Source organism: Burkholderia pseudomultivorans (assembly GCF_001718415.1).
In the GTDB taxonomy this organism is placed as follows: domain Bacteria; phylum Pseudomonadota; class Gammaproteobacteria; order Burkholderiales; family Burkholderiaceae; genus Burkholderia; species Burkholderia pseudomultivorans_A.
The window spans coordinates 2062922-2078631 of record NZ_CP013378.1 but is presented as its reverse complement, the minus strand read 5'-3'; the positions used below and the strand labels follow the sequence as shown (position 1 = coordinate 2078631).

13 protein-coding genes are annotated in these 15710 nt (G+C 59.7%); 2 read left to right on the top strand and 11 right to left on the bottom strand.

What is annotated here, in order from left to right:
• The first annotated feature begins 1 nt into the window (after position 1).
• Positions 2-793: a methyltransferase domain-containing protein gene (locus tag WS57_RS37215; protein WP_155774332.1), complete on the top strand. Its 792-nt coding sequence runs from the start codon at positions 2-4 to the stop codon at positions 791-793.
• 212 nt (positions 794-1005) lie between these two features.
• On the opposite strand, the gene WS57_RS36055 is transcribed toward WS57_RS37215, so the two are convergent.
• From WS57_RS36055 to rfbB, 8 genes are all read right to left on the bottom strand, one after another.
• Complete coding sequence (locus WS57_RS36055; RefSeq protein ID WP_081337657.1) at positions 1006-5163, bottom strand: glycosyltransferase; 4158 nt, start codon at positions 5161-5163, stop codon at positions 1006-1008.
• Between the two features lie 128 nt (positions 5164-5291).
• On the bottom strand, positions 5292-6038 hold the full coding sequence (locus tag WS57_RS36050) for an ABC transporter ATP-binding protein (protein WP_081337656.1): 747 nt from the start codon (positions 6036-6038) through the stop codon (positions 5292-5294).
• Positions 6039-6049: 11 nt separating this feature from the next.
• Positions 6050-6832: an ABC transporter permease gene (locus tag WS57_RS21835; protein WP_069244834.1), complete on the bottom strand. Its 783-nt coding sequence runs from the start codon at positions 6830-6832 to the stop codon at positions 6050-6052.
• A gap of 45 nt (positions 6833-6877) precedes the next feature.
• Positions 6878-7786: a glycosyltransferase family 2 protein gene (locus tag WS57_RS21830; RefSeq protein WP_228545487.1), complete on the bottom strand. Its 909-nt coding sequence runs from the start codon at positions 7784-7786 to the stop codon at positions 6878-6880.
• A 1-nt stretch (position 7787) separates the two neighbouring features.
• Positions 7788-8687: a dTDP-4-dehydrorhamnose reductase gene (rfbD, locus tag WS57_RS21825; protein WP_069244832.1), complete on the bottom strand. Its 900-nt coding sequence runs from the start codon at positions 8685-8687 to the stop codon at positions 7788-7790.
• Complete coding sequence (rfbC, locus tag WS57_RS21820) at positions 8680-9231, bottom strand: dTDP-4-dehydrorhamnose 3,5-epimerase (protein WP_009689154.1); 552 nt, start codon at positions 9229-9231, stop codon at positions 8680-8682. Before rfbC ends, rfbD begins: the two co-directional genes overlap by 8 nt.
• Positions 9216-10109: a glucose-1-phosphate thymidylyltransferase RfbA gene (gene rfbA, locus WS57_RS21815; protein WP_069244809.1), complete on the bottom strand. Its 894-nt coding sequence runs from the start codon at positions 10107-10109 to the stop codon at positions 9216-9218. Before rfbA ends, rfbC begins: the two co-directional genes overlap by 16 nt.
• 11 nt (positions 10110-10120) lie before the next feature.
• Positions 10121-11182 (bottom strand): dTDP-glucose 4,6-dehydratase, encoded by a 1062-nt coding sequence (rfbB, locus tag WS57_RS21810; RefSeq protein ID WP_009689156.1) that lies wholly within the window; start codon positions 11180-11182, stop codon positions 10121-10123.
• A gap of 338 nt (positions 11183-11520) precedes the next feature.
• On the opposite strand from rfbB, the gene WS57_RS21805 reads away from it, so the two are divergent.
• Positions 11521-12360 carry a symmetrical bis(5'-nucleosyl)-tetraphosphatase gene (locus WS57_RS21805; RefSeq protein WP_069244831.1) on the top strand — a complete coding sequence of 280 codons (840 nt, stop codon included), beginning with the start codon at positions 11521-11523 and terminating at the stop codon, positions 12358-12360.
• 44 nt (positions 12361-12404) lie between these two features.
• On the opposite strand, the gene WS57_RS21800 is transcribed toward WS57_RS21805, so the two are convergent.
• Genes WS57_RS21800 through WS57_RS21790 form a run of 3 tightly spaced genes read right to left on the bottom strand, consistent with a single transcriptional unit; the run spans position 12405 to position 15659 of the window.
• Positions 12405-13262 carry a lysophospholipid acyltransferase family protein gene (locus tag WS57_RS21800; RefSeq protein WP_009689158.1) on the bottom strand — a complete coding sequence of 286 codons (858 nt, stop codon included), beginning with the start codon at positions 13260-13262 and terminating at the stop codon, positions 12405-12407.
• Between the two features lie 19 nt (positions 13263-13281).
• Entirely contained in the window at positions 13282-14568 is a 1287-nt protein-coding gene (locus tag WS57_RS21795) for a dihydroorotase (protein ID WP_059517535.1), read from the bottom strand.
• 59 nt (positions 14569-14627) lie between these two features.
• Positions 14628-15659, bottom strand: a complete 1032-nt coding sequence (locus WS57_RS21790) for an aspartate carbamoyltransferase catalytic subunit (RefSeq protein ID WP_006400966.1) — start codon at positions 15657-15659, stop codon at positions 14628-14630.
• Between the last annotated feature and the right edge of the window lie 51 nt (positions 15660-15710).

Below are 15710 nucleotides of genomic sequence, written 5' to 3'. Positions count from 1 at the left end.
GATGATAAGAGAAGACGAGACGCCGGCATTCTGGGAAAGTTTCGAGAAATCCGACCTAGCACTTCGATGCGCCATCCTGCACCGGTACCGACGGGAGGTTGAAGAGGGGAAAGGCGCTGAAGAAGTCCACGTCGTTCGACGCACTTTGGCTCAAATATTCGTGAAAGGGTACGGCATTGAACTCGGTGCCGGTTCAAGACCGTTCCCGATACCCACCTCCGCGACATGCTATTACGGCGACATCCGCGATCGGACGGGACTCGAAAAGTACTTTGGTACGGACAAGGTCGCCCTCTCAGGCGAAATCGACGCCCAAACGCTCCACGGTGTTGCCCTCGACAGCCTGGATTTCGTCATCTCCGCACACGTTATCGAACATCTGCTCAATCCGTTTGGCGCTATCAAGCAAACGATTAAACGTCTCAAGCGGGGAGGTGTATTTCTGTTGGTCGTCCCCGAGCTCACTCAGACATGGGATAGACGTCGTCAATCAACAACGATTGAGCACTTGCTCGCCGATGAAATTGACAATGGGGAAGGCACCTATCTACAAGCATGCATAGAACATTACCGCTTCATCCATCCCGAACTAACCGGCGAAGAACTTCCCGAGGACGAGATTCAGAAGCGCGCTCAAATACTTTACGAGCACCGCGGCAACACTCATTTCCACGCATGGACGGAGGCGGCATTCCACGAAATGCTGGTTCATCTCTCCCACTCCGCGGAATTCTCTATTGATGCAAGGCTATCAGCGGTCAACGAAAACCTGTATGCATTGCGTCGCCTATAGTTACGATGCGATCGACTTTCGCCGTATCAAATCACATCTCAACCGGCGCCGCGAGTCCCTATGGAAGGGATCATCTATATTGCGTCCGTGAACAATATCAGGAATTCACTAAGGGCTCGGAAAAATGAATGTGAACTCCTCCCTGGAACCAAGGATGGAGTTCCCGACACAACGCTCGGTCACTCCATCCCATCACAAGACACTTCACAAGTTCATACTGCCTTTACGCCCTCTTCTTGCAAGCCCAGAAGGGAAAGAGTTCTCTGATGGAAACTGTGCTTTGTGAAATTCTCTTCGAACACGGAGCGAGCTTTGGCGCCGATGGCCGGCCAATCCGCAATTCGGTCGAGCGCTCGCTCCAATCCCGCCGCAACCGCTTCAGGCGAAGCCTGTGTGGCGACAAATCCAGACACACCCTCCTCGAGAAAATCTGACGTCCCTGTCTCGCGGGTGCAGACCATAATTCTGCCTAGCGCCAACGCATCCAGTGATACCAGCGGCAACGTATCGTCGCGGGCCGCTGACAGGACAATATCAGACGCCCTCAATGCCTCGATATAGGCGTCGTGCGGCAACTCCGGACCAAGCTCGACATCGGGCATATCGGCGACCAGCTTCTCCAGTCTAGCGACAAAGGCCGATTCATGATTACGCCCATACAGCCGCAAAACCACCTTGTGTTTGCGATAGCGACTCGACAACATACGCAACGCTTCTACTGCGATATCTTGCCCCTTTCTCGACTCCTTGGACCCAATGAGCGTTACGGAAATTACTGCATCTGCTATAGGTGCGTCATATTTCTTCCAAGGCAGATCATCCGCCCCATATCCGGGAAGAATATCGATTTTATCGCGAAATCTCCGAAGATGACTCGCTGCTCGCGTACTCGCAGCGATCACTCCGGTCGCAGATTTTATGGCCGCCCCAAATCCAGGCAATCCGGCAAAATGATCAGAGACAATTTGCGACTCGTGGCTATAAAGGTAGGTTTTCGTATAGCCCGCCAACCGATCGATATCCTTCCAACACAGCACAGTGTTGCCTATAACGACATCGAAATTCTTCGCAAGGTCAAATAGATGGTCCGAACCGGTCAGCACCAGCTCATCGCAAATGACTGGAATACCATGCTCAACAAGCGGCTTCCGATAGGCCCCATCCGCCGGCGTTGCCACAACCACAAAATGCCCGCAGTGCTTTAGGAAGATAGCCATCTCGAATAGCAATCTTGGCGCTCCACTCATCGTCAGATCATGAGCAAGGAGCAATATATCGCGCCCACCTTGGCGTGCAGGCTCACGCGGCGCAAAAATCTGAAATTTCTCCGGCGAATCGTGAAACAATTGCTCCCGCATCGGCTTCGTGAAATATGGATCGTCGGCAATGAACCATGGCCAACGTCGCAGCATATTAATGTCGGCCTTGTCCTGCTTGAAAGGACGAGCAGCCTTTTGCTGTGCTTTTTCAGTTTCCGCGATCGATACGTGACCAATATGAGTAAGTTCCGCGTAGGGCGTATACACGCAAGTCAGCCCACGATCACGGATTTTAAAGCACAAGTCAACATCCGAATGTGATATTGCCGCATTAACAGCATCGAAGCCATCAATCTCATCAAAAACTTGCTTCTTTACTGCAATACACGCCCCGCACAACACCGAAACCTCACGAATGGATTGCGCAAGATTATAATGAAGCGTCGTTTGAGAATCGAGGCAATGGAATGCCGTACCAACGAGGCGCCTTACTCCGGTTACCATCCCCGCGTGCTGAATGGTTCCATCTTCATACAACATCTTGGGCGCAACAGCCCCAACACCTTTCTGCTGCAACAACTCGAGGATTCGTTGAATCCATTTTCTCGTTATAACACGAACATCATCATTATAAAAAATCAGGAAATCGCCACTCGCAGCGGCAGCACCAACATTACACTTGTCCGAGAAATTAAACGGCTTATCATATCGAATATATCGAATTCGCTTATCTGCACGCTCAGACGACAACCGATCGACGATCGCCGAATTCGTCACCACAAGCACTTCCCAATTTTGATAATCAGTTTCGCTTACGATCGACTCAATCGACTCTTTAATATTATTCGCGTTGTCGGAGGGTATAACGATCGACACAAATCCGTTGATCGCCGCCTCGTCCCACTCAAGATAATTCGCGGTCGGCAAAGGGATTGCCTTCGCCTTCATATTTCGCCTGTCCGCCGCCGACTGCAACGCATTGACATTACTGATACGCGCATACGGTTTCCCCCCTGCGGCTCCGGAAGCAGCGATCATTCGCCATCCATAGAGTACCTTCGGAATATGAACGACTTGATTCGTCAATTCCATTGCGCGCAGGGCAAAGTCGTAATCCTGAGAAAAATCGAATTCGCTGCGAAAACCGCCAACGCGCTCCATCAGACTACGTCGATACACCGATAAATGGCCGATGTACATCGACGAATTCATCAGAAGCGGACTCCAATCTGGCTTCGATAGTACTTCGAGCGGCGACCCATGCGGATCCACCTTGCATTCATCCGAATAAAACAGATCGGCAGTTGGATTACTCGCAATCGCAGCAACCACCTCGGACAGCGCGTCATGCGTCAATAGATCGTCGTGGTCGAAGAGCGCAATAAAGTCGCCCGTCGCCATAGAATACGCTTGGTTAGTTGCGGCGGAAATTCCTCCATTCGCATCCGCAATCTTGACCTTGATGCGCGTATCCTTGCGTGCAAACTCATTCAGGACGTCGAGCAGTTGGCTGTCGTTCGAGGCGTCATCGACAATGCAAAGCTCCCACCGCTGATAGGTTTGTTGCATGACGGAAACAATCGCCTGACGCAGCGCATCTAATGGCGTTCGATATACCGGCATCAGTAGCGAAATGGTCGGACCATCCGACGACTCCGTGACCCGACGATTCACCGGTACCGGCCCAAAACGAACCGCGATATCAGACAGCGTGTGGGTCATGCGCTCCTGCAGCGCATTTGGCCGAGGAAGCCCCACTCGATCGCCGTCAAACTGCCGTGCGCGTTGCTGTACCCCGCGCCACCCTTGCTCTCGCAACGTCCGGCGCACAATTCGCAGCAATGGCGCCCATCCGCCCGCAACACGTTTTGCATTCATTACTCGCTTCACTGCGCCGGAGCGATGCATAAGTTGCGTCCCGATCACGCGCACAGGTGCGCCAAATCGCCAAGACGTACTGCGCATGATTTCGGCCAGCTGATTTTCCAGAGACGTCACTTCACCGCTCAGCGCATGCGCTCTGGCAGCGAGTTCGCCACGCTCCTCTTTAAGAGCACGAATTTCCCTCGCGGCATCCTGACTCGACTGTTCCGCGAGAAACGACGCAGCACGCAGCCGCCGGATTTCGGCGTCAGCGGACGCGCGAGCCTCTTTTATGAGTTCCTGTTCCTTGCGCAACCGTTCATTCTCGTCCGCTGCAGCAGACGCTGCACGTGCCGCCACTTCCGCTTCAGCGACAAAACTGTCCCTTTCGATGCGGATTCGCTCTAGATCTTCCCGTGCTGATGCCAGAGATTCCATGATCAGCGGCCCGATTGTGCCTGTCGCAGCAGACGACAGGACGAATTCTCGCAACCTCGCGGGAGACTCTCCTGCGATAGCTGCCGACGGATCTGCCACCGGGACTCTTTTGCCGGTCATGATTCGGCGAAATGGCCGCGTCTTCGGTGACATCAGCTTCCGCACGACCACAACAGAATCGTAGAACGATATGCTAGCCACCTCGCGGTTCAGATGTTCCAGGTAGGCGCGCTCGTCGTCGGCCAGCAAGGAAAACGCGTCCGTTTCAACATGGTCGAAATTGACCGCGTCAACCACTCCCTTGAGCATCTCGATGGCTGCTTCCCGCTTGCGAAAACCGCCCAAATGCGATGCCATATAACTGCAGTGGATGTCCTCGATTATGAACACGCCCCCGGCGCGCAACCGGTCGAAACATGCCCGAAACGTAGCGACGATATGATCCGATCGATGCGACCCATCGTCGACAATAACATCAAACGTCTCTTCACCAAGCAATTGTTGAATCTGCGCGGGATCTGACGCATCGCCCACCATGACCTCGATATTTTCACCGAGATCCAACTTTCCACAGGCTTCTTCGATATCTATACCAACAATGCGAGAGCCGGTCGCAAAATATTTCTTCCAAACCTGCAGCGAGCCGCCATTCTGCACACCGATTTCCAGAAGGCTAACGGGCTGCGCTCGCTCGGCGAACTCCCTCAGCTCCATGTCGTAAATATGGAGATATTGCTCCCATTTATCCGACAGATTTTCATTGTGATCAAAAAATATTTCAATCAACCGATTGCCTGAGGTATCACTCATTGCATCTACCTTTTTCACAATGTGCACGCCGAGCTAAAAATCAACCACTGATCGACTGATACTAATAATCAGACACCGCGGAATCGGATTTTTTAGCCCGCAAATGACGCTTAATGCGACGCGTCGAGTCAAATTTGCTCTTCGTATGCGGCAACAACTTCGTCAACAGCGCCAAATGCGCGAACTTTTCCTCGATCCATCCAGAGCGCTTTGTTACATACTCTTCGAATTTCGGAATTCGAATGCATTGCAAGCACAACGATCTCAGCACGACTGTGTAAATCAGCGAGTCGATCCTGGGCCTTGTGCCGGAACGATGCATCTCCTACTCCCATGACTTCATCGAGCAGCAGAATCTCTGCGTCCACTGCGGTCGAAACCGCAAAGGCCAACCTGACGCGCATACCACTCGAATATGTACGAATAGGAAGATCCAAATAATCGCCCAACTCACAAAACTCAGCGATATCCTGTTGTTTCGCACGAATCTCTGCATCGCTCATACCGAGCAACAAACCGCGCAACCTGATGTTCTGCAAGCCGGTTGAATTCTCGTCCATACCCAAGCTGATATCGAGCAATGGCACGACTTTGCCGTCGCGGGAGATCTGACCGGTTGTCGGAGAGTAGATGCCTGACATTGCTCTCAACAACGTGGACTTTCCTGCACCATTATGGCCAATCAAGCCAACACGATCACCCGACTGAAAACGAAAGCTCACGTCGTCCAGCGCACGTACAACTACGACACCATCGCTGTCTTCCGCGATCCTGTTTCGACGTCCCATCCGCATTACCGTCTTCTTTAACGAACGGCCTTGGACATCGTATATTGGCAGATCCAGAGTAACTCGATTCAGTTCAATAAAAGCCATATTCGCGCTCCTCAAACCCAGTACGGAATGCGCTTTAGATAGCGCCCAGTCAACAACAGCGCGAATGGCAATCCTACGAGTGCCATACCGATTGTGACGCTCCACATCATCAAAGTCGGCGCCTCTCCAATCAGCGGCGTCCGAACCAACTCAATCAAATAGGCAAGTGGATTGAATTCGACGATAAAGGTAAAACGACTCAACGCGCTCGGCTTATAAATAACAGGAGTCACGTAGAAAGCCACCTGCACCAATGCAGCGATGATTTGTGGCAAATCGCGAAATCTCGCCGAAAGCAGGCCAGCCAACATCGATATCCAAAGCGCATTGGCCAGATATACCAGCATAGCAGGAATAAACAGAGGAACGACTTCCCAGTTCTTCACACCAAAAATCGCAAAAAGAACAACGACAATTACGAAATTGTGCGAAAGAACAATCAAATTTCTCCACATCACCTGAAATACATATATCAGCTTCGGAGTCGACGCCTGACGAATATACGCGCTACTGTTGATATAAGCGAGGCTACCTTCCTGAATTGTCTGAGCAAAAACGTTCCACACCACAAGACTGACCGCCAGGAACGGCAAATATTCGCTCATCTTCTGGCCAAACAGCGTGCCGTATACGATACCAATCGACGCAATCATCACGCCCATACTGATAGTCAACCAGAAGGGGCCTACCCGCGAGCGGGCATACCGCTGCCTGATTTCCAACCATCCCAGCAAAGTCCACAACCGCCATGACTCGATGCTCTGCTTCAAGTCTGTCAATGCGAGATTAAGCATGAAGTATCCAAGATTCCTAAAAATTTTTGATGAGGCACACCGCTGTCATTTGCATCTGAACGGCCCTAACCTTCCACTCAAACCATGCCAAACACCCAAGATGGATAAACGGACATGCTTCAAACCTGACGGCATAAAACACCCGTAAATGATCAATCGGATCGGTATCTTGACAAGCTCCGTCGACTTCCAACTCCATGGCACATAGGCGCGTCGGAGCAGCGCGAACGTATTGCGGAACAGATAATAGTGCCGAATCGGGCTGTGTCCGGGGTAACTGCGTCCGAAAACCTTCACAGGCTCGCCGCCCAGTTCGTGTTTAAGGCGCAGCGCTGGCGCCCCGAGCACCGAATAACCTTTCGAGCGAGCCCGGACACACCACTCGAGATCGACGAAGTCGATGAAGAGCGCGTCATCCATCGGGCCAATGTCGCGCCAAACCGCGAGATTCACGCACGACCCCGACGTAATCAAAAAGTCCACGTCGATCGGCTGCGCACCCTCCGGCGAAACGCGCCGCAGCTTCAGGTAGCCGAAGCGCACGAACGGCGCGACCCCGCCCAGACGCGCATCCTCGTATGCCGGCCCGACGAGCGCCACGCGCCGGTTGCGCGCGCGTTCAGCCGCCAGGGTCCGCGGCAGTGCGACCAGCAATTCGTCCGATGGCTCGCTATCCTGATCGAACAGCAAGGCCGACGTACAGCCCGCCGCGATAACTCGTTCGATGCCCTGGTTAAGCGCCGTCGCGATGCCGAGGTTGGCGCCGTTTGGGATATAGTCGATCCGAGCCTCCAGCCCGAGCGCGTCCGCTGTTGACACGCTTTCTGTGTTGTCGACCACGACGCAGGGCCAACGGCTGGCGAGCCGGTTAGCGCGAGCCACGCATTGGCGGTCCGGTCGATAGAATACGATCACGACACCGGCCCGCTCCTGCTGCGAGAGAGATGGATCCAAGTTACTCACTCAGGCACAGCTTCAGGGCATCGTCCCATTCCGGCAGTCGCAGTCCGAACACTCCGGTCAGCTTCGCATGCGACAGCCTCGAATTGGCAGGCCGCTTCGCTGGCACCGGATAGTCAGCGGCCGGAATCGGCACAACCTTCGGCGTCCGTTCGCCCATCGCATGCGCAAGGATTGCTTCAGCAAACCCATGCCACGACGTCGCGCCGGCAGACGTTAAGTGATAAACACCGGAACGCCGCGCCCACCAGTCCGCCTCGTCCGTCGCCAGCGACTGCGCGAGAATATGCGAGGTTGCAGTAGCGATGGTCTTCGACCACGTCGGCGCCCCAATCTGGTCCGCGACGATTTTCAGTTCCGGCCGCTCGCTGCCGAGCTTCAGCATCGTGAGCAGGAAGTTCTTGCCGCGCCGGCCATAAACCCAGCTCGTCCGCAAGATCAGATGCGCACACCCGGTCGCCGCAATCGCCTGCTCGCCTTCGAGCTTGGTCAGCCCGTACACGTTCTGCGGATTGGTCGCATCCGTTTCGACATAGGCACCGTCTTTGGTGCCGTCGAACACATAGTCGGTCGAATAGTGGATCAGCACTGCGCCGCTGCGCGCCGCTTCCTCCGCGAAAACGCGCGGCACGTCGGCATTCAGGCGCCGGGCGCCTTCGATGTCCGTCTCCGCCTTGTCGACGGCCGTATAGGCAGCCGGATTCACGATAATCGACGGCTTCAGATCGCGCACGACACTGCGTACGCGCTCGAGATCGGACAGGTCGAGCATCGACCGATCGCACGCCACCACGCGCCCCAAGCCTTGCAGCGTGCGGAGCAGTTCGAATCCGACCTGCCCGTTCACGCCCGTCACGAGGATCGTCGGCTCAGTTTTCACGCCCACCTCACGCATAGAGTTCGGCTTCGCTCAACCGCTTGCCCGCCGCATCCTTCGCGGCCAGCAGCGGCTCGAAATCGATCGGCCACTCGATGCCGATCTCCGGATCGTTCCACACGATGCTGCGCTCGTGCTCCGGGTACCAGTAGTCGGTGGTCTTGTAGAGGAACTGCGCCGCCTCCGACAGCACCACGAATCCATGCGCGAACCCGGGCGGCACCCACAGCTGCCGGTGGTTGTCCGCCGACAGCGTCACGCCGACCCACTTGCCGAAGTTCGGCGAGTGCTTGCGGATATCGACCGCAACGTCGAACACCTCGCCCTCGACCACGCGCACGAGCTTGCCCTGCGCATGCTGGATCTGATAGTGCAGCCCGCGCAGCACGCCCTTCGCCGAGCGCGAATGGTTGTCCTGCACGAACTCCACGCCTGGCTCGACGTGCTCGGCGAATTCACGCCCGTTGAAGCTCTCGTAGAAATAGCCGCGCGCATCGCCGAACACCTTCGGCTCGATGATCTTGACTTCGGGCAGCGCCGTGGCAGTTACCGTGATGGCCATGCAACCTGATCCGTAAGAATGTTGAGCAAATATTGACCGTAGCCGTTCTTCGACAACGGCTGCGCCAGCTTCTGCACCTGCTCCGCGTCGATCCACTGACGGCGGTACGCGATTTCCTCCGGGCACGCGACCACCAGCCCTTGCCGCTTCTGCAGCGTCGCGATGAAGCTCGCCGCCTCGATCAGCGAATCGTGCGTGCCGGTATCGAGCCACGCGTAACCGCGCCCCATGATCTCGACATTCAGTGCGCCGTCCGCCAGATAGCGCGAATTGACGTCGGTGATCTCCAGCTCGCCGCGCGGCGACGGCTTGATGTCGGCCGCGATATCGCACACCCGGTTGTCGTAGAAGTACAGGCCCGTGACCGCATAATGCGAACGCGGTTTCGCCGGCTTCTCCTCGATCGACAGCGCGCGGAAGTCCCGGTCGAATTCGACCACGCCGTAGCGCTCGGGATCGTGCACGTGATACGCGAACACCGTCGCGCCCGCTTGCTGCGCGTTCGCATGCTCGAGCTGCTTCGCGAGGTCGTGGCCGTAGAAGATGTTGTCGCCGAGAATCAGCGCCGACGGATCGTTGCCGACGAATTCCCTGCCGATGATGAACGCCTGCGCGAGCCCGTCCGGCGACGGCTGCACCGCGTACTGGATGTTCATCCCCCACTGGCTGCCGTCGCCGAGCATCGCCTCGAAGCGCGGCGTGTCCTGCGGCGTCGAGATGATCAGCACGTCGCGAATGCCCGCGACCATCAGCGTCGACAGCGGATAGTAGATCATCGGCTTGTCGTACACCGGCAGCAACTGCTTCGACACCGCGTGCGTGATCGGATACAGCCGGGTGCCGGAACCGCCGGCCAGGATGATGCCTTTGCGTGCCATGTCCGCCACCCTTACGCGCGCTGCGCGTAGTTGGTTTCGACCCACTTGCGGTATTCGCCCGACGCGACTTCGTCGGCCCACGCCTGGTTGTCGAGATACCATGCGACCGTCTTCGCCAGCCCCGTCTCGAACGTCTCCGCCGGCTTCCAGCCGAGCTCGCGCTCGAGCTTGCGCGCATCGATCGCGTAGCGGCGGTCGTGGCCGGGGCGGTCCGTCACGTAGGTGATCTGGTCGCGATACGAGCCGGCCGCCTTCGGGCGCTGCGCATCGAGCAGGTCGCACAGCGTGTGCACGACTTCGAGGTTCTTCTTCTCGTTCCAGCCGCCGACGTTGTACGTCTCGCCGGGCACGCCGCGTGCGAGCACTTCGCGGATTGCGCTGCAGTGGTCGCCCACGTACAGCCAGTCGCGCACGTTCTGGCCGTCGCCGTAGACGGGCAGCGGCTTGCCGGCCAGCGCGTTGGCAATCATCAGCGGAATGAGCTTCTCCGGGAACTGGTACGGACCGTAGTTGTTCGAGCAGTTCGTGGTGAGCGTCGGCAGGCCGTACGTGTGATGGTACGCGCGTACGAGATGATCGGAGCCGGCCTTGGTGGCCGAGTACGGGCTGTTCGGCGCGTACGGCGTCGTTTCGGAGAACTGCGGATCGGTTGCCGACAGCGAGCCGAACACTTCGTCGGTCGACACATGCAGGAAGCGGAACGCGGCCTTGTCGGCTTCGGGCAGTGCGTTCCAGTATTGACGCGTGGCTTCGAGCAGCGTGAAGGTGCCGACGACATTGGTCTGCACGAAATCGGCCGGGCCATGGATCGAGCGGTCGACGTGGCTTTCGGCGGCAAAGTGCAACACCGCGCGCGGCTTGTGCTCGGCGAACAGCGCGTCGAGTGCCGCGCGGTCGCAGATGTCCACGCGTGCGAATACGTGTTTCGGATTGCCGTTCAGCGACTGCAGCGTGCGCAGATTGCCTGCGTAGGTGAGCTTGTCGACATTGAGCACGGCTTCGCCGGATTCACGCAGCCAGTCAAGTACAAAGTTGGCACCGATAAAACCCGCGCCGCCGGTAACCAGGATCATGAGGCTCCCTCTAGTAATGTATGGCAGGCACGGTCAAGTGCCGGCCGCATCAGATTCGCAAGCAAACGACTGTGATGGCCAGTCAGACCGGGAATTTTAACCGGCCGCCGTGGTCGTCAAAGTCATGAAATGCTAATTTTGTTCGGGAAAACGACAATTATAGGGAGCGGCCCGTCGCAAAAGCCATGCCGCTAACAACTTGATACAGCGCTCCGCACCCAAACCGGAGCTGAAACCTCTTTCTTCATGAAGGGAAATTTGCAGAACGTCGTCCTAGTCACCGACAAGGACTGAAAGTAATTTTCCATACATCGCGAACTTGCAACGCCCAGGCTCTCATGACCCACACCCCCATCGCCATCGGCGACATCCAAGGCTGTCATTCCGCTTTCCAGTCGCTATTCAATAAACTTTCAGCGCCTTCCGATACGCCTCTATGGATCGCCGGCGACATCGTCAACCGCGGTCCCGCGTCGCTCGCCTCGCTGCGCGCGCTCGCCGATCTCGGCTCGCGCGCGACCGTCGTCCTCGGCAATCACGATCTGCATCTGCTCGCCGTCTCGGCCGGCATCCGCACCGAGCGTCCCGGCGACACGATCGGCGAAATCCTCGACGCACCCGACGCGGACGCGTTGCTCGACTGGGTTCGCCATCGCCCGTTCGCGCATTTCGAGCACGGCATGCTGCTGGTCCACGCCGGCGTGCTCCCTCAATGGGATGCCACGCTCGCGCTGGAGCTCGCCGACGAACTGCAGCGCGCCCTACGCGCGCCCGACTGGCGCGAGACGCTGCAAAAGCTGTACGGCAACGAACCGAACCAATGGAGTCCGAACCTGAAAAAGCGCGACCGCATGCGCGTCGCGTTCAATGCATTCACGCGCCTGCGTTTCTGCACACCCGACGGCGTCATGGACTTCAAGGCAAACGGCGGCCCCGACAGCGCGCCGCCCGGCCATCTGCCGTGGTTCGACGTGCCGGGTCGCCGCACCGAGGACGTGACCGTCGTGTTCGGTCACTGGGCCGCGCTCGGCCTGATGCTGCGCGACAACGTCGTCGCGCTCGATTCGGGATGCGTGTGGGGAAATCAGCTGTCGGCCGTGCGCCTGAGCGCCGATCCGGCGCAGCGCACGGTCACGCAGGTGCAGTGCGAAGCGTGCCGCACGCCCGGCGCAGAATGATCGAAAGGCCCGCGTAGCAAACGCGCGAGCCAGGGGCGAACACCTCAGCCCTCGCGCCCCGGCACCGGCTCCTCGGCTGCGGCGTCGCCGGCCGCACCGGCGCCGACCTCCGTCGCCGGATACGCATGCTTCTCGAGCTCCGCCAGCGATTCGGCCGACGGCTTGCCGACCTGCGCCTGCATCGCTTCGAGCGCGGCCGCGATCGCGTCGCGCGCGGCCGCCGACATCGCCCGCCGGTCACCGCCCGGCGGGATCGGATCGCAGACGTACAGATGCGCGACGAGCGGCCCGCCGCGCAACACCATGTCGAGCGACATGCCGAGCGACAGCTCGCCCGTATAGGCGGGCGCGACCGACTGCCGGCCCTGCGCATCCTCGTACATCAGGCAGATCGGCTGCACCGCACAGCCGGCCGACACCGCGGCCTGGAACAGGTTCGCATGGAACGGCAGCAGTCCCTGCCCGTCGGACGTCGTGCCTTCCGGAAACACGCACATCACGCCGCCGCTGCGCAGCCGGTCGGCCATCTCGTGCATGACCCGCATCGCCTCGGTGCGCTTCTCGCGCTGCAGGAACACGGTGTCGAGCTTCTCGGCCAGCCAGCCGACCACCGGCCACTGCCGCACCTCGGCCTTCGACACGAACGGCGTCGGCCGCCACGCGTTGACGGTGTAGATGTCGAGCCACGACACGTGGTTGCCGACGACGAGCGCGCCCGCGTCGAGACGCGCGCCGTCGTTGTGGACGACGAGGCGCATCCCGCAGATGCGCAGCAGCTTGAGCGACCAGCGGCGCGTGAGCTCGAGGCGCCGCGCGGGCGTGACGTGCGAGAAGCGCAGCGCGACGACCGCCATCCCGCGCAGCAGGTGAAAGACGAGGCGCAGCTTGCGAACGGCTGTCATGGCGCAGCTCCGGCGGGGTTCAGTGACGCTCGAACGCGATCTGCCCGGCGACGAGCGTCGCACGCACGCAGGCGGGCAGTTCGTAGCCGAGGAACGGCGAGTTGTGACCCTGGCTCTTCAGCGCGCGCGGCTCGACGCGCCAGTGCGCGCGCGGATCGAACACGCACAGGTCGGCCGCGCCGCCTTCGGCCAGACGGCCGGCCGGTAGCTTCAGCACGTCGGCAGGCGCCGACGTGATGCGGCGCAGCGCCTGCGCGAGCGGCGTGCGCGTCTCGTCGGCCCACTTCACCGTCAGCGACAGCAGCAGTTCGAGGCCAGTGGCACCGGGCGTCGCTTCGCCGAACGGCAGCAGCTTCTCGTCGTCGTCGACCGGCGTGTGGTCGGAGCAGATCGCATCGATCGTGCCGTCGGCGAGCGCCGCGCGGATCGCTTCGCGGTCGCGCTCGCTGCGCAGCGGCGGATCGAGCCGGAACTGCGAATCGAAATAGCCGATGTCGACGTCGATCAGGTGCAGGTGATTTACGCCGACGTCGCAGGTCACGGGCAGCCCTTCGGCTTTCGCGGCGCGCACCAGCGCAAGGCCGGCCGCCGACGACAGCCGCGCGAGGTGCACGCGCGCGCCCGTCACGCGCATCAGCTCGAAAATGGTGTGCAGCGCGATCGTCTCGGCGGCGACCGGCACGCCGGACAGCCCGAGCCGCGACGCGACCGGGCCGCTCGCCGCCACGCCACCCTTGCCGATGAACGCGTCGAGCGGGCGCAGCCACGTGGTGAACCCGTAGGTGCTCGCATACTGCAGCGCGCGCAGCAGCACCTGCGTGTCGCGCACCGGCACGTTCGCATGCGTGAAGCCGACGCAGCCCGACTCGGTCAGCGCGACCATCTCGGTGATCACCTCGCCCTTGAGGCCGACCGTCAGCGCGCCGAGCGGATGGACGTTCGCCTGGTGCAGGTTGCGCGCGCGGAATTTGAGCATCTCGACGAGGCCCGGCTCGTCGAGCACCGGGTCGGTATCCGGCGGGCATACGAGCGTCGTCACGCCGCCGGCGACCGCCGCGGCCATCTCGGACGCGAGCGTCGCCTTGTGCTCGTAGCCGGGCTCGCGCAGCCGCGCGCACAGGTCGACGAGGCCGGGCGCGACGATCAGGCCCGATGCGTCGATCGTCTTGTCGGCCGCGAAGCCAGCCGGCGCGCGGCCGGCTTCGGCGATCGCGTCGATCTTGCCGCCCGAGATGAATACGTCGGCCTGCCGCTCGCTGCCGGCGACCGGATCGATCAGCGTGCCGCCTTTGATATGAATCTTCATGCGCTGTCTGTGAATGCGTTGAATGCGTTGAATGCCTGGATAAGGAGGCGCGAAGCGGCTCAGTCGTTGTTGCCGGCGACGATGCCCATCACCGCCATCCGCACCGCGATGCCGAACGTGACCTGGTTGAGGATCACCGACTGCGGGCCGTCGGCGACCTGCGAGTCGATCTCGACGCCGCGGTTCATCGGCCCCGGGTGCATCACGATCGCATCGGGCGCGGCGAGCGCGAGGCGCTCGGGCGTCAGGCCCCAGGTCTTGAAATACTCCTGCGCGGACGGCAGCAGCGCGCCGCTCATCCGCTCGTTCTGCAGGCGCAGCATGATGATCACGTCGACGCCCTTCAGCCCCTCGTCGAGGTTGTGGAACACCTTCACGCCCATCTGCTCGAGGCCGCCCGGCAGCAGCGTGCGCGGCCCGATCGCGCGCACTTCCGGCACGCCGAGCGTGGTCAGCGCGTGGATGTCCGAGCGCGCGACGCGCGAGTGCAGGATGTCGCCGACGATCGCCACGCGCAGCTTCGTGAAGTCGCGCTTGTAGTGGCGGATCGTGTACATGTCGAGCAGGCCCTGCGTCGGGTGCGCATGACGGCCGTCGCCGGCGTTGATCACGTGCACGTGCGGCGCGCAGTGCTCGGCGATCAGGTACGGCGCGCCGCTCGACGCGTGGCGCACGACGAACAGGTCCGCATGCATCGCGGACAGGTTGTTGATCGTGTCGAGCAGCGATTCGCCCTTGCTCGTCGACGACGCATTGATGTTCAGGTTCAGCACGTCGGCCGACAGGCGCGTCGCGGCGATCTCGAAGGTCGTGCGCGTGCGCGTCGAGTTCTCGAAGAACAGGTTGAACACGGACTTGCCGCGCAGCAGCGGCACCTTCTTCACTTCGCGGTCCGTGACGCTGACGAACTGCTCGGCCGTATCGAGGATGTGATTGACGATCGAGCGCGGCAGGCCCTCGATCGACAGCAGGTGCTTGAGCTCGCCGTTTTTCGTGAGCTGCGGGTTGCCCTTCAGGAAACCGTAGCGGAATCGCTCGGGGCTCGCGGCCGCAGCGGGATTGCCGGTGCGGCCAGTGGTGTCGGTGGTCATGGTGTGCGTGATTCCAACTATGCAAACGGGCCGCGGCGCAAGCCGGCGGCC

Bases quoted from the DNA above. Each gene is read 5' to 3' on its own strand.
- WS57_RS37215 (WP_155774332.1), top strand. From the start codon at position 2: ATGATAAGAGAAGACGAGACGCCGGCATTCTGGGAAAGTTTCGAGAAA.
- WS57_RS21835 (WP_069244834.1), bottom strand. From the start codon at position 6,832: ATGCTTAATCTCGCATTGACAGACTTGAAGCAGAGCATCGAGTCATGG.
- WS57_RS36050 (WP_081337656.1), bottom strand. From the start codon at position 6,038: ATGGCTTTTATTGAACTGAATCGAGTTACTCTGGATCTGCCAATATAC.
- rfbC (WP_009689154.1), bottom strand. From the start codon at position 9,231: ATGGCCATCACGGTAACTGCCACGGCGCTGCCCGAAGTCAAGATCATC.
- rfbD (WP_069244832.1), bottom strand. From the start codon at position 8,687: ATGCGTGAGGTGGGCGTGAAAACTGAGCCGACGATCCTCGTGACGGGC.
- WS57_RS21800 (WP_009689158.1), bottom strand. From the start codon at position 13,262: ATGACAGCCGTTCGCAAGCTGCGCCTCGTCTTTCACCTGCTGCGCGGG.
- WS57_RS36055 (WP_081337657.1), bottom strand. From the start codon at position 5,163: ATGAGTGATACCTCAGGCAATCGGTTGATTGAAATATTTTTTGATCAC.
- WS57_RS21805 (WP_069244831.1), top strand. From the start codon at position 11,521: ATGACCCACACCCCCATCGCCATCGGCGACATCCAAGGCTGTCATTCC.
- WS57_RS21795 (WP_059517535.1), bottom strand. From the start codon at position 14,568: ATGAAGATTCATATCAAAGGCGGCACGCTGATCGATCCGGTCGCCGGC.
- rfbA (WP_069244809.1), bottom strand. From the start codon at position 10,109: ATGGCACGCAAAGGCATCATCCTGGCCGGCGGTTCCGGCACCCGGCTG.
- WS57_RS21790 (WP_006400966.1), bottom strand. From the start codon at position 15,659: ATGACCACCGACACCACTGGCCGCACCGGCAATCCCGCTGCGGCCGCG.
- rfbB (WP_009689156.1), bottom strand. From the start codon at position 11,182: ATGATCCTGGTTACCGGCGGCGCGGGTTTTATCGGTGCCAACTTTGTA.